13 protein-coding genes are annotated in these 13,565 nt (G+C 71.1%); 6 read left to right on the top strand and 7 right to left on the bottom strand.

What is annotated here, in order from left to right; genetic code table 11:
• Nucleotides 1-104 precede the first annotated feature (104 nt).
• The 4 genes from PP359_RS08790 to PP359_RS08775 are packed head-to-tail and all read left to right on the top strand — an operon-like array spanning nt 105 to nt 3,631.
• Nucleotides 105-1,010: an ABC transporter ATP-binding protein gene (locus tag PP359_RS08790; protein ID WP_135949974.1), complete on the top strand. Its 906-nt coding sequence runs from the start codon at nt 105-107 to the stop codon at nt 1,008-1,010.
• Nucleotides 1,007-1,840 (top strand): ABC transporter permease, encoded by an 834-nt coding sequence (locus PP359_RS08785; RefSeq protein ID WP_016463852.1) that lies wholly within the window; start codon nt 1,007-1,009, stop codon nt 1,838-1,840. Before PP359_RS08790 ends, PP359_RS08785 begins: the two co-directional genes overlap by 4 nt.
• A gap of 25 nt (nt 1,841-1,865) precedes the next feature.
• Complete coding sequence (locus PP359_RS08780; protein WP_499250348.1) at nt 1,866-3,029, top strand: sensor histidine kinase; 1,164 nt, start codon at nt 1,866-1,868, stop codon at nt 3,027-3,029.
• A complete protein-coding gene (locus PP359_RS08775; RefSeq protein WP_347418139.1) occupies nt 3,026-3,631 on the top strand; it encodes a response regulator transcription factor in 606 nt (201 codons plus the stop codon). Before PP359_RS08780 ends, PP359_RS08775 begins: the two co-directional genes overlap by 4 nt.
• On the opposite strand, the gene PP359_RS08770 is transcribed toward PP359_RS08775, so the two are convergent.
• Nucleotides 3,628-4,071, bottom strand: a complete 444-nt coding sequence (locus PP359_RS08770; RefSeq protein ID WP_036319527.1) for a MarR family winged helix-turn-helix transcriptional regulator — start codon at nt 4,069-4,071, stop codon at nt 3,628-3,630. The genes PP359_RS08775 and PP359_RS08770 overlap by 4 nt on opposite strands.
• A 58-nt stretch (nt 4,072-4,129) precedes the next feature.
• Between PP359_RS08770 and PP359_RS08765 the strand changes: the two genes are divergently transcribed.
• Nucleotides 4,130-4,498, top strand: a complete 369-nt coding sequence (locus PP359_RS08765) for a VOC family protein (protein WP_036319525.1) — start codon at nt 4,130-4,132, stop codon at nt 4,496-4,498.
• Between the two features lie 62 nt (nt 4,499-4,560).
• Here PP359_RS08765 and PP359_RS08760 read toward each other — a convergent pair whose 3' ends face one another.
• The 3 genes from PP359_RS08760 to PP359_RS08750 form a co-directional block, all read right to left on the bottom strand.
• Nucleotides 4,561-4,944, bottom strand: a complete 384-nt coding sequence (locus PP359_RS08760) for a DUF779 domain-containing protein (RefSeq protein WP_036319524.1) — start codon at nt 4,942-4,944, stop codon at nt 4,561-4,563.
• 92 nt (nt 4,945-5,036) lie between these two features.
• Nucleotides 5,037-6,584 (bottom strand): acetaldehyde dehydrogenase ExaC, encoded by a 1,548-nt coding sequence (exaC, locus tag PP359_RS08755; RefSeq protein ID WP_036319523.1) that lies wholly within the window; start codon nt 6,582-6,584, stop codon nt 5,037-5,039.
• 243 nt (nt 6,585-6,827) lie between these two features.
• On the bottom strand, nt 6,828-7,319 hold the full coding sequence (locus PP359_RS08750; protein ID WP_476151478.1) for a MarR family winged helix-turn-helix transcriptional regulator: 492 nt from the start codon (nt 7,317-7,319) through the stop codon (nt 6,828-6,830).
• Nucleotides 7,320-7,359: 40 nt separating this feature from the next.
• Here PP359_RS08750 and PP359_RS08745 point away from each other — a divergent pair, with 40 nt between their 5' ends.
• Complete coding sequence (locus PP359_RS08745; RefSeq protein ID WP_499250347.1) at nt 7,360-8,277, top strand: DMT family transporter; 918 nt, start codon at nt 7,360-7,362, stop codon at nt 8,275-8,277.
• On the opposite strand, the gene malQ is transcribed toward PP359_RS08745, so the two are convergent.
• The 3 genes from malQ to PP359_RS08730 all read right to left on the bottom strand — a co-directional run bounded on the left by malQ (nt 8,249) and on the right by PP359_RS08730 (nt 13,534).
• The gene (malQ, locus tag PP359_RS08740; RefSeq protein ID WP_499250346.1) at nt 8,249-10,384 is read right to left on the bottom strand and encodes a 4-alpha-glucanotransferase; all 2,136 of its coding nucleotides are present in this window, start codon (nt 10,382-10,384) and stop codon (nt 8,249-8,251) included. The genes PP359_RS08745 and malQ overlap by 29 nt on opposite strands.
• Before the next feature lie 245 nt (nt 10,385-10,629).
• Nucleotides 10,630-11,955 carry a GAF domain-containing protein gene (locus PP359_RS08735; RefSeq protein ID WP_499250345.1) on the bottom strand — a complete coding sequence of 442 codons (1,326 nt, stop codon included), beginning with the start codon at nt 11,953-11,955 and terminating at the stop codon, nt 10,630-10,632.
• A gap of 139 nt (nt 11,956-12,094) precedes the next feature.
• The gene (locus PP359_RS08730; RefSeq protein ID WP_295777235.1) at nt 12,095-13,534 is read right to left on the bottom strand and encodes a CCA tRNA nucleotidyltransferase; all 1,440 of its coding nucleotides are present in this window, start codon (nt 13,532-13,534) and stop codon (nt 12,095-12,097) included.
• Between the last annotated feature and the right edge of the window lie 31 nt (nt 13,535-13,565).

Genomic DNA, 13,565 nt, shown 5'->3' with positions numbered 1-13,565 from the left:
GTCACGCGAGTACGCCGACGAGTTTTCGGCCGTGACGAATGTCATGGCGCAGTCGTGACGGCCGTGTGCGGTGCACGGGCCGGCGCGCGGGCAGAGTCGGAGACATGGATGAGAACCAGGGACTGCTCGCGGTGGATGCCGCGGGCCTGCGCAAGAGCTTCGGCAGTGTCCGAGCGGTGGAGAGCGTCGATCTGCGGGTGCGCCCGGGCGAGATCGTCGCCTTCCTCGGCCCGAACGGCGCCGGCAAGACCACCACGATCGACATGCTGCTGGGGCTCTCCGACCCCGACGCCGGCGCTGTCCGTGTCTTCGGCGAGAGCCCTCGCGCGGCCATCTCGCACGGGCTCGTCTCCGCGGTGCTGCAGACCGGCGGTCTGCTGAAGGACATCACCGTCAGCGAGACGCTCGCGCTCACGGCGAGCCTGTTCGCCGACACCCGCCCGGTGGAGGAGGTCATGCAGCGCGCCGGCATCAGCGAGATCGCGAACCGGCGCGTCGGGATGTGCTCCGGCGGTCAGCAGCAGCGGCTGCGCTTCGCGATGGCGCTGCTGAGCGACCCGGGTCTGCTGATTCTCGACGAGCCCACCACCGGGATGGACGTCGAGGGCCGCCGCGCGTTCTGGAGCGCGATCCGCGCCGACGCCGCGCGCGGACGCACCGTGCTCTTCGCCACGCACTACCTCGACGAGGCCGACGAGTACGCCGACCGCATCGTGCTCATGAGCCGAGGCCGCATCGTCGCCGACGGCTCCACCGCCGAGATCAAGAACCTGGTCTCCGGCCGCATCGTGCGCGCCACCCTCCCGGGCGCCGACCCCGCGCGCCTGGCCGCACTCGCCGGCGTCGACGACGTCGAGTTCGCCGGCGACCGCATCAGCATCCACACGAAGGACTCGGATGCCGTCGCGCGCCACCTCCTCACCGAGACGGCGGCCCGCGACATCGAGATCACCTCACAGAACCTCGAGAGCGTCTTCCTCGCCCTCACCTCCGAAGGAGCCTCCGCATGAGCACCGCATCCTCCGCGCCGTCGGCACTGTCCGCCGATCGCGTCACCCTCGACCGGCGCGTCCCGCCGCTCGGCGGCTTCAACCTCACCTACCTCGGCATCGAGCTCAAGCGCCGCCTGCGCAATCGCCGCACCCTCTTCTTCACCATCGCGTTCCCGGTCGTGATGTACGTCATCATCGGTCTGCGTCTGCGCGATGAGCAGCTGACGGCGACGCCCGTCGCCGACGGCGGCGTGTCGGTCGCGGCGTACATCATGGTGTCGATGGCGATGTACGGCGCCATGATGTCGGCGACGCAGACCGGCGCTGCCGTCGCCCTGGAACGCACGCAGGGCTGGAGCCGGCAGCTGCGCCTGACGCCCCTGAACCCCCTCGTCAACATCATCATCAAGATGATCGCGGGCATGGTGCTGGGCCTTCTCGCGGTCGTCGCCACATATGCGGCCGGCGCGATCAGCGGCATCCAGCTCAGCGTCGGTCAGTGGATCGGCACGGGGCTCGTCGGCTGGGTGCTCGCGAGCGCCGTGTTCACGACGCTCGGACTGTTCGTCGGCTACCTCATGCCGAGCGAGAACGCCGCGCAGGTGACGAGCCTCGTCGTGGTGTTCCTGTCGTTCCTCGGGGGCCTGTTCTACCCGCTCAGCAGCATGCCCGACTTCATGCAGACCATCGCGAAGTTCACCCCGGTCTACGGCATCGGCGAGCTCGCCCGCTCACCGCTGACCGGCGAGAGCTTCGACGCGATGTGGCTGGTCAACGCGCTGGTCTGGCTCGTGCTGTTCGTCGCCGGCACGACGTGGGCGTTCCGGCGCGACACCAAGCGCGTCTGAGTCGGCGCGCCCTACAGTGAAGTCCGTGAGCGCGACACGAGACGATCTCGACGGGACCGGGTGGGACATCCCCCCGGTCCCCGCCTCGTCGACGACTCCCACGGCGCGCGAGCTGCTGACCGCCCGCGCCGCCCGAGGCTGGTACGTCGGCCGCTCGATCTCGCTCATCTGGCTGTTCATCGTGGCCACCGAGGCCGTCGCCGCCGCGGACACCGCGGTCTCGAGCGCGGTCGTGATCGCCCTGCTGGTGCTGTTCGCGGCATCGTTTCTGATGGCGATCCCCGTGTCGCGCCTTCTGCCGCCGCGGCTGCGACTGCTGCCGGCGGCCTGGCTGTTCCTCCTCTCCTTCACCCTCTTCCCGTGGATCGGGTGGGATGTCCGCGGTGTGTGGAGCTACGTGGGCGTTGCGATCGGCATGGCCGTCGTCCGCTTGCGCACCACCTGGACGCTGCTGCTCGTGCTGGGAGCGACCGCCCTCGTCACGGGCGTGATCTCGGACGGGTGGACGGAAGGCGTGCTGTTCCTGCCGGCCATCATCGTCTCGATCTCCGCAATGATGGCGGCGTTCGGCCGCAACATCGCCGCGATGAACGCCCTGCGCGCCACGCGGGATCAGATGGCGCAGATGGCCGTCGAGCGCGAACGCAGTCGCGTCGCGCGCGACCTTCACGACATCCTCGGTCACTCGCTCACCGTGATCACGGTGAAGACCGAGCTGGCCGGCCGACTGATCGACGTCGATGCCGCGCGGGCCAAGGCGGAAGTCGCCGAGGTCGAGGCCCTCGCGAGGGGCGCCTTGGCCGATGTGCGCGCGACGGTCGCCGGCTACCGCGGCATCACGGTGGCGGGCGAGCTGGCGGCCGCTCGGCAGGCGCTGGATGCCGCCGGCATCGCCGCTGAACTGCCCACCGCCACCGAGAACGTGCCCGCAGAGCGGCGTGAGCTGGCGGGCTGGATCGTCCGCGAGGGCGTGACCAACGTGATCCGCCACGCGCACGCGTCGCGCTGCCGCGTGCGCCTCAGCGGCCGCAGCGTGAGCATCGAGGACGACGGGGTGGGGCCGGCATCCGGCGCGGGGACGGCGGGCAGCGGACTGATCGGGTTGCGCGAACGAGTGGAGGCGGCCGGCGGGCGTCTGATGCTCGGCCGCAGCGAGTGGGGCGGATTCCTGTTGAAGGTGACGCTGTGATCCGCCTGCTCATCGCCGACGATCAGGCACTCGTGCGCGGCGCCCTGTCGGCCCTGCTCGGTCTCGAACCCGACATCGAAGTGGTCGCCGAGGTGGGCCGCGGTGACGAGGTCGTGGATGCCGCGGTGCGATCGGCTGCGGACGTCGCCCTGCTCGACATCGAGATGCCGGGGATGGACGGGATCGCTGCGGCATCCGCGCTGCGCGATGCGCTGCCTACGTGCCGGACGCTCATCGTGACCACCTTCGGGCGTCCGGGGTACCTGACGCGTGCGATGCGGGCGGGAGCGTCCGGCTTCGTCGTGAAGGACACGCCCGCCGCGCAGCTCGCCGACGCCGTCCGACGGGTGGCGCAGGGGCTGCGGGTCGTCGATCCCGCCCTCGCCGCCGACTCGCTCGCGCAGGGCGAGTCGCCCCTGACGGCCCGCGAGACCGATGTGCTCGCGGTGGCCCGGACGGGCGGCTCGATCGCCGACATCGCGCAGATGCTGCACCTGAGCGAGGGCACGGTGCGCAACCACCTGTCCAGCGCGATCGGCAAGACCGGCGCCCGCAACCGCGCCGACGCCGTGCGGGTCGCCGACGAGAACGGCTGGCTCTAGCCGCGAAGAGAGCGGATCATCGCGCCGAGCAGCCGCAGCGCCTCGTCGCGGTCGCCGTCGTCGAGACCGTCCAACATGCGATCCTCCACCGATCGCACGGCCGTGCTGGCGGCGGACAGCGCCGTGCGGCCCCGATCGGTGATCGTCGCCGGGAGCACCTTGCCGGAGGCGGGGGTGTCGGGCCGCGAGATCTCACCATCACGCTCGAGCTTCTGCAGCAGCACGTTCATGGTCTGGCGGGTGACGAAGGTGCCACGGGCCAGATCCGAGTTCGACAGCCCGGGACGCTGTGCCAGCAGTTCGAGACACGCGTAATGGGTGACGCTCATCCCGAGCGGACGGAGAACGTCTTCCATCGCGCTCCTCAGAGCGCTCGCTGCCTCTTTGAGGCGATAGCCGACAGAGGTCGGTAGATCGACGACGGGCGTGCGTTGACTCATGTCAGTATCCTGACATACACTTGCGTGTCAGATAACTGACATACGAAAGGAACAACTCATGCCCGCCACCGGCCCCGACTTCATTTCCCTGCAGGTTCGCGACCTCGCCGCCTCCCAGGCGTTCTACGAGCAGTTCCTCGGGCTCACGCGCTCACCGGCAGGACCCCCGCACGCCGTCGTCTTCGCGACGACCCCCATCGCATTCGCCGTGCGGGACATCGTCGATGACGCCGTCCGCGAGGGCGCGACCCCGCCGGGAGCGGGCATCGCCCTCTGGCTGCACGCGACCGACGTGCAGCAGATCCACGACGCCTTGGTCGCCGCCGGCCACGAGATCGTCGCCGCTCCGATCGACGGCCCGTTCGGCCGCACCTTCACGTTCGTCGACCCGGACGGGTACCGGATCACGCTCCACGACCGCGCCTGACGGACGGGCGAGCGAGCGAGCGAGCGGGCGGGCGAGCGAGCCCGACCGTATGGATGCCGGCGTCAGCGCAGGCCGAAGTGGTCGAGCTCCGCGTCGTCGAGCATCCGCGAGCGGATGAGGAAGCGCATGCCGGTCGGCCCCTCGACGCTGAAGCCCGCGCCGCGGCCCGGAACGACGTCGATCGTGAGGTGCGTGTACTTCCAGTACTCGAACTGCGATGCGGAGATGAAGACCTCGATGGGGTCGTCCAGCCCCACGTCGAGGTCGCCGAGCTTCACGTCCGACGGCCCGGTCAGGAACATCCCGACGGGATAGCACATGGGTGCGCTGCCGTCGCAGCATCCGCCGGACTGGTGGAACATGAGCTTCCCGTGCTGCGCCGTGAGCTGGCGCAGGAGGGATGCCGCGGCATCCGTCACCGCGACCCTGCTGAGTGTGGTGGTCATGACCGTCCCCGTTCTCCGCCGACACACGACCTGCCGCCCGAAACGCACGGGCGTCTGGGGCGGCAGGTCGTGTCTCGCCGATGTGTCTCGACTCAGAAGAAGCCCATCGCGCCTTCGGCGTAGGACACGAGCAGGTTCTTGGTCTGCTGGTAGTGGTCGAGCATCTTGAGGTGGTTCTCGCGTCCGATGCCCGACTGCTTGTACCCGCCGAACGCGGCGTGCGCCGGGTACTGGTGGTAGGTGTTCGTCCACACGCGACCGGCCTCGATGCTGCGACCGGCGCGGTACATCGTGTCGGCCGACCGGCTCCACACGCCCGCACCCAGGCCGTAGAGGGTGTCGTTGGCGGTGTGGATGGCGTCGTCGAAGCCGTCGAAGCTGGTCACCGAGACGACGGGACCGAAGATCTCCTCCTGGAAGATGCGCATCGAGTTCTGTCCCTCGAACACCGTCGGTGCCACGTAGTAGCCACCGCTGAGCTCGCCGCCGAGGTCCACCCGCTCCCCGCCGGCGAGCAGCTTGGCGCCCTCGGCCTTGCCGATCTCGATGTAGCTGAGGATCTTCTCGAGCTGGTCGTTCGAGGCCTGGGCACCGATCATGGTGGCGGGGTCGAGGGGGTTTCCCTGGATGATCTTGCCGACGCGCTCGAGGCCGTCGCCGAGGAACTGGTCGTAGATCGAGCGCTGGATGAGCGCCCGCGACGGGCAGGTGCAGACCTCGCCCTGGTTCAGCGCGAAGAAGGTGAAGCCCTCCAGGGCCTTGTCGTAGTAGGCGTCGCGGTCGCGGGCGACATCCTCGAAGAAGATGTTCGCGCTCTTGCCGCCGAGCTCCAGCGTCACCGGGATGAGGTTCTGCGACGCGTACTGCATGATCAGCCGGCCCGTCGTGGTCTCTCCCGTGAACGCGACCTTGCGGATGCGCTTGTGCTGGGCGAGCGGCGCGCCCGCCTCGATGCCGAACCCGTTGACGATGTTCACGACACCGGCCGGCAGCAGGTCGCCGATGATGTCGAAGAGGAACAGGATGGATGCCGGGGTCTGCTCGGCCGGCTTCAGCACGACGCAGTTGCCGGCGGCGAGCGCGGGCGCGAGCTTCCACGTGGCCATCAGCAGCGGGAAGTTCCACGGGATGATCTGGCCGACGACGCCCAGCGGTTCGTGGAAGTGATACGCGACGGTGTCTTCGTCGATCTGGCTGAGGGTGCCCTCCTGGGCGCGGAGCACACCGGCGAAGTAGCGGAAGTGGTCGATCGCCAGCGGGATGTCGGCGGCGAGCGTCTCACGGACCGGCTTGCCGTTCTCCCACGTCTCGGCGACGGCGATCTTCTCGAGGTTCGCCTCGATGCGGTCGGCGATCTTGTTGAGGATGTTCGCGCGGTCGGCCGGGGTGGTCTTCTTCCACGACTCGAACGCCTTCCAGGCGACGTCGACGGCGCGGTCGATGTCTTCCGCGGTACCGCGGCCGACCTCGGTGAACGGCTTGCCCGTGACCGGGGTGATGTTCTCGAAGTACTGCCCCTTGATCGGTTCGACGAACTCGCCGCCGATGTAGTGGCCGTACCGCGGACGGTACTCGGCGATGGCCCCGCGCTGGCCGGGAGCAGCGTAGACGCTCGAGACGCCCTCTTCGACGATGGTCATGATGTCTCCTTCGACAGTGCATGGTCCGCGGCATCCCCGCCGCGTTCGGATGCGCCGACGGTACGCACCGCAACGTTGCATCGCGTTGCATGGGCGGCGGGAGCCGCGGCATCCGCGTGGCATCCGCCGCGAGACACACGTTGCAAGCCGAGAAACCAGTGCGTGGGGTGTTTCTCGGCGTGCGCGTGGTTTCTCGTGGGTGGGCGGCGGGGGCGGGGGCGGGGCGGGGGCGGGATGCCGGGGTCAGTCGTGGCCGAGGGCGGCGAGCCAGCGGCGGGAGGCGTCGCGCACGGCGGCGGCGTCGCCCGCGGGAAGGAGCGCGACCAGGCGGTGCTCGTTGGCGAGGTGCGCCGTGAACGCGCGGTCGATGAGCTCGACGCCCTCGGGGGTGAGGCGCACGAGGCGCCGGCGGCGATCGTCCTCGGCATCCGCGCGGACGACGAGGCCGCGCTCGATCAGACGGTCGACCCGCTTCGTGAGTCCGCCGGTGGTGACCATCGTGTGGTCGGCCAGTTCACCCGCCGGCAGCTCGTACGGCGCACCGGCGCGGCGAAGCGATGCCAGGAGGTCGAACTCCGCCTCGCTCAGCCCGAACTGCGCGTAGACGGCGGTCAGCTCGGCCGTCAGCGCCGCGGCCAGGCGATGGACGCGGCCGATCACGCCCTGCGGAGAGGGATCGAGATCGGGGCGTTCGCGGCGCCACTGCTCCTGGATGAGATCGACGTGATCCTGCACACCCTCGACATTACCTTCCGTGGAAGCTATATTCTCTTCCATGGAAGATAAAAGGCGTCGCTGGGTGCTCGTGACGGCGATCGCCCCCGTCGCCTGGGGCAGCACGTACTTTGTGACGCGCCACCTGCTCCCGCCCGATACGGCCCTGTGGGGGGCGGTCATCCGCTGTCTGCCGGCGGGTCTTCTCGTGCTGCTCGTCACACGGCGCCTGCCACGCGGCGCCTGGTGGTGGCGCTCGTTCGTGCTGGGCACGCTCACCGTCGGCGGCCTCAACGTGCTCGTCTACGTCGCGGCGCAGCGACTCGCCACGAGCCTGGCGGCGACGATCATGTCCACGTCTGCGGCGGCGCTGCTCCTGCTCAGCTGGATGATGCTCCGCCAGCGTCCGACTCTACGGGCCGCCGGCGGTGCCGTCCTCGGCATCGTCGGCGTGGTCGTCATGCTCCAGCCCGGCGGCGGGGATGCCGACGGGTGGGGCATCGCGGCATCCGTCGTGGCGATGCTGTCGTCATCGCTCGGCTTCGTGCTGACGAGGCGGTGGGGAGCCGACGTGCCACCCCTGACGATGACGGCATGGCAGCTCATCGCGGGGTCGCTCGTCGTGGCGCCCGTCGCGATCGTCGTCGAGGGAGCACCGCCGGCGCTCGACGGACCGGCGCTGCTCGGTTTCGCGTACATCATCCTCGTGGCGACGGCGGTCGCCTACGCCGCCTGGTTCACCGGTCTGTCGCGACTTCCCGGCGCCGTCGTCGGCGTGATCGGACTGCTCAATCCCGTGACCGGTGTGCTCCTGGGCGTCGTCGTCGCGCACGAGCCGTTCGGTCCCGCGCAGCTGCTCGGACTCGTGCTCGTGGTCGTCGGCGTTCTCGCCGGCATCCGCCCCGCCGGCCCCGACGGACCGGCGCCTGCGCCCGCGGCGCCGCCGCTCGTCAGAGGTGAGCGTCGACGGCGCGCGTGAGCGCGTCGAAACGGGGGTTGTCGGCCAGGTCGTCCAGCAGCACGGCGCGACCGTCGGGTCCGGCCAGCGGGATCTGCCAGTTCGGGTACTCACGGTCGGTCCCGGGCTGGTTCTGCGCCCGGCGCTCCCCGACGGCATCCACGAGCGCGACCCCGATCAGCTGCGCGGGGGATGCCGTGATCAGCACGTTCAGCGCCTCGATGACCTCCGCCTCGCCGGGCTCGTCGCCGATCAGTCCGCGTTCACGCAACAGTGCCAGCATGCTCGCGCGCTCGGCATCCGCATCGGCGAGCTCCTCCTCGACCGGGCGGGTGAGCAGACCGAGGCGCGCGCGGAGGGCGACGTGCTCGTCGGCGAGGTAGCCGGCGGTCGGTGGAAGATCGTGCGTGTTGACGGTGGCCAGCAGCGAGCGACGGTACTGCTCCGGCGGCCGGAATCCGTCGCCCTCGCGCTCGAACCACAGCACCGAGGTGGCGAGCACCCCGCGCGCCGACAGGTAGTCGCGCACCCAGGGCTCGACGTTGCCGAGGTCTTCACCGATCAGCACGGCACCCGCGCGGTGGGCTTCGAGCAGCAGCACGCCGATCATCGCCTCGTGGTCGTAGCGCACGTAGGTGCCGGCGGCGGGGCTGAGCCCCTCGGGAATCCACCACAGCCGGAACAGCCCGATGACGTGGTCGATGCGCAGCGCTCCGGCGTGCCGCAGGAGCGTGCGGATCATGTCGCGCAGGGGTGCGTATCCGGCCTCGGCGAGCGCGCGGGGCAGCCACGGCGGCTGGTTCCACGTCTGCCCCTGCTGGTTGTACATGTCGGGCGGAGCGCCCACCGCCATGCCGGTCGCGTACATGTCGCGCAGCGACCACGCGTCCGAGCCCTGCGGATGCACCCCGACCGCGAGGTCGTGCATGATGCCGATCGCCATTCCCGCCGCCCGCGCTGCGGCCTGGGCGTCGGCGACCTGCTGATCGGCGATCCACTGCAGCCAGACGTGGAACGCGACCCGGTCCGCCAGCTTCGTCCGCAGCGCCGCCACCAGGGGTGAGCGGATGTCGTCGACGTCGGCCGGGCGCTCCCGGCCCGCGTAGTGCTCCTCCAGCGCGCACCACAGGGCGAAGTCCTGCAGCGGCTGGCCCTCGCGCGCGGCGAAGGCGTCGAGTTCGGCGCGCCGCGACGACGAGAGCGGCACCGTGAAGATCGCGTCGAGCGCGAGCCGCTTGGCCGCCCAGACGGCATCGCGGTCGATGCGGTCGGCGTCACCGTCGGTCGACGCGACCGGTGCGCGAGCCGCCTCGACGACGGCGCGCTCGGTCGGGGTGAGCGCGGCGACCTCGCGGATGTGCTCCGGGCGGATGTAGAGCGGCGCGAGGAAGCGGCGGGTCGCCGGGCGGTACGGCGACGGCTCGATGGGGCTCGTGACCTCGGCCGCGTGCACCGGGTTGATGAGCAGGAAGTCGGCGCCGCGGCGTCCGGCGATGGCGGCGAGGTCGCCCAGATCGGCGAAGTCGCCGAGGCCCCACGAGGCACGCGAGCGCACCGAGTACAGCTGCGCCATGAGCCCCCACCCGCGGTCGCGGCCGCGCCGCGCGGGCGGATCGGCCAGGCGATCCGGGGTGATGACGAAGGGGATGGATGCCGTGCGGTCGGCTTCCGCCGCACCGAACGCGCGCTGCTCGGCACGCAGGGTGTGCCAGCCCAGCGGAAGGTCGGCGGGCACGGGCACCTCGACGCGCCAGCGCAGGATGCCGTCGACGAGCCGCGCCGCGGGACGCTGCTCCGGAATGGTCAGCTCACGCGTCCCAGCGTGTTCGAACTCGACGGTCAGCGCGACGTCGTGCCCGTCGTCGACGTGCACCCACAGCACGCCGACCCCGGGGCGGGTGACCACCGACGCCGGCAGCAGGTCGCGCCACACGCGCTCCTCCTCCGCGACGAGGGCCGCGCTGATCGCGGCATCCGTCGACGCGTCGACGCCCATCGCCGCCAGCACCGCCCGCAGAGTGGATGCCGGGACGTGCACCCGGTCACCGAAGAACGACCAGTATTCCGTCGCGATGCCGTAGGCGCTCGCGAGTCGCACCAGGTCGGGCGTGGGCGCGTCGTCGGTCATGTCGATCCTCCCTCAGCGCCGCGCGGGCGTCTGCGCCCATCCTGGCACCCCGCCCCGGCCCCTGTCGTCCAGACCCGGCGCAGCCGGCTGCCCGAGCCCGGGTACCCCGCCGCCGGAACCCGGCGCGGCCGCGTGCACAACTCCGCCTCAACCCACGACCTCGCGCCCCCAGCCCGCCACCACCCCGGTTCAGGCGGAGTTACGCACGCCGGCACCGCGCACCCGGCACCGGGCACCGGCGCCGCTCAGCGCTCGAGCTTCTCCAGCCGCGCGACGAGGCCGGCCCGTCGCGGCGAGCGCGCCGGCAGCATCTCGAGCGCAAGGCGCAGCACCTCGGCGTCGTCGGCGCCGTCGTCGGTGTCGGCGTAGGCGAGCAGCACGTCGACGGAGGCCTCCGTGAGCAGGGCCTCGCGCAGGGCGAGGCGCACCGACTCGCGGAACTCCTCCACGCCGGGGGCGACCGAGTCGGGCAGCACACGTCCGCGGTAGGCCGCGAGCGCGACGCGGTGCGCACCGCGTCCGAGCAGCGCGACCACCTGATGGGCGTCGGTGTGCAGCTCTGCCGTGAGGCGGTAGGGGCGGGATGCCGGCACCAGCTGCGGCGCCACCCGCTCCAGCACCTTACGCAGGCGCACCAGTTCGGGTCGCAGCGTTCCCTCCGCGTCGTCCTCGCCGTAGACGAGCTGTCCGAGCCGCTCGGCGGAGAGTCCTTCGCGGTGCACGGCCAGCATGAGAAGGATCTCGGCGTGCCGAGCCGACAGCTCGGTCACCGTGGCACTGTCGGGTCCGGCGACATCGAGGAGCGCCCGGTCGCGTCCGAGCACGCGCAGCATCGTCGTCGCGGTCACCGTCGCCGCGGGTCGGCGCGCCCGCCGCGGCGCGGGAGGCTGGGCACGGGCGCGCAGCCGCCCCACGAGCAGCTCGGACTCGACGGCGCGGGCCGTCGCGTCGACGAGCAACTGCGCCTGCGGGGTGGCGGCATCGCTGTCGCCCGTGACGTCGATGACGCCGAGAACCCGGCGCGTCTCCGGATCGTAGACCGGCGCCGCCGTGCACGACCACGGTTGCACGAGGCGGTTGAAGTGCTCCGCCCCATGGATCTGCACCGAGCGCCCGAGGGCCAGGGCGGTGCCGGGCGCCGAGGTGCCCACCGTCTCCTCCGACCAGTTCGCGCCGGCGACGAAGCCCATGTCTCCGGTGAGGCTTCGCACCCGCCGGTCGCCTTCCACCCACAACAGCCGGCCGACGGCATCCCCCACGGCGACCACGACTCCCGAGTCGCTCTCGCCGCCCGGCAGCAGCAGGGCGCGGATCATGTCCATGGCTGCCGAGAGCGGATGCGCCTGCCGGTACGCCTCGAGCTCTTCGTCGCCGAGATCGAGTGGCGGGAGCCCTTCGGCACCCACGAGGTGCGCGAGCGAGCGGCGCCAGGAGTCCTGCACGAGCGGGCGGATCTGACCCAGGCGCGGATCTCCGATGTTGCCGCCGACCAGCTCTTCGTGCGCGCGCTCGATCAGCAGACGCGACGTCTCTGGCGAGACCTCGCGGCGCGATGACCACGGCGAGGGCACGGCAACTCCGTTCGACGGTGAGGAGGTGCCGTCAGTCTAGATCGCGAGCCGCCAAGATTGCCCCGAGCCGCCAAGATTCGACGCGCGGGAGCATGTCGGCTCGGCATGAACGTGGCGGCTCGGCGGGGGGAGAGAGGGGTCAGCGGGCGGACCACCAGGCGCGCAGGCGCTGCTCGGCGGCATCCGCGCCGATCGGGCCCTCGTCCAGGCGCACCTCGAGCAGGAAGCGATACGCCTCACCGACCTCGCGCCCCGGCGGGATGCCGAGGATCTCCTGGATCCGGTTGCCGTCGATCTCGGGGCGGATGGCGGCGAGCTCCTCCTGCGACGCGAGCTCGTCGATGCGCCACTCGATGTCGTCGTATGCGCGTCGCAGGCGCGTCGCCTTCTTCGCGTTTCGGGTGGTCACGTCGGCGCGGGTGAGGATGTGGAGCCGTTCGAGCTGGTCGCCGGCATCGCGCACGTAGCGCCGCACCGCCGAATCAGTCCACGCGCCCTCGGCATAGCCGAAGAAGCGCAGGTGCTGCTCGATGAGCTGCGTGACCGCGGCGATGGTGTCGCCGTCGAAGCGCAGCGCCTGCAGGCGCTTGCGGGCCAGGCGTGCGCCCTTGACGTCGTGGTGGTGGAAGCTCACCCCGCCGCCGGGCTCCAGCCGACGGGTGGCGGGCTTGCCGATGTCGTGCAGCAGGGCGGCCAGGCGCAGCGTGGTGTCGGGGGCGGCGCCGGGATGGCGCGCGTGCTCGAGCTCGATGGCCTGGCGCAGCACGGTGAGGGAGTGCTCGTAGACGTCTTTGTGATGGTGGTGCTCGTCCACCTCGAGGCGCAGCGCGGGTACCTCGGGCAGGATCTCGCCCATCAGTCCCGTCTCGACGAGGATGCGGATGCCGCGCACGGGATCGTCGGTGGCGAGGAGCTTCACGAGTTCGGCCTGCACACGCTCGGGGCTCACGATCGCGATCGTCGAGCGCAGGCGCTCCATCGCCTCGAGAGTGGCCGGCGCGACCTCGAACTCGAGCTGGCTCGCGAACCGGGCGGCGCGCAGCATACGGAGGGGATCGTCGCCGAAGCTGACGTCGGGGTCGCCCGGAGTGCGCAGCACGCCGGCGAGGAGATCTTCGACGCCGCCGGTCGGGTCGACCAGGGCGGGAACAGGCAGACGCAGCGCCATGGCGCCGACGGTGAAGTCGCGCCGGGCGAGATCGTCCTCGAGGCGGTCACCGAACGCGACGGTGGGCTTGCGGGTGAGCCCGTCGTAGCTGTCGGCACGGTAGGTGGTGATCTCGACCTGCTCGGAGGTGCCGGAGGGGCCGGGAATCTTCGCACCGATGGTGCCGAACGCCCGTCCGATGTCCCACGTCGCGGTCGCGAGGGGCTTGACGATCCGCAGGATGTCGTCGGGGCGGGCGTTGGTCGTGAGATCGAGATCGTGGGTCGGACGTCCCAGCAGCGCGTCGCGCACCGGACCGCCGACGATCGCCAGTTCGAACCCGGCCTGGGCGAAGGCGGCACCGAGGGTCGCCATGATCGGCGAGGTCGCGAGCGACCCGAGCCGGTCGAGGCCTTCGGCCATGTTGAGCATGGTTTCCAGCCTACCGGCGCACCCTCGTCGC

Source organism: Sphingomonas sp. BLCC-B65 (assembly GCF_028550675.1).
Taxonomy (GTDB): Bacteria; Actinomycetota; Actinomycetes; order Actinomycetales; family Microbacteriaceae; genus Microbacterium.
This window is presented reverse-complemented; position numbering and strand designations above follow the sequence as displayed.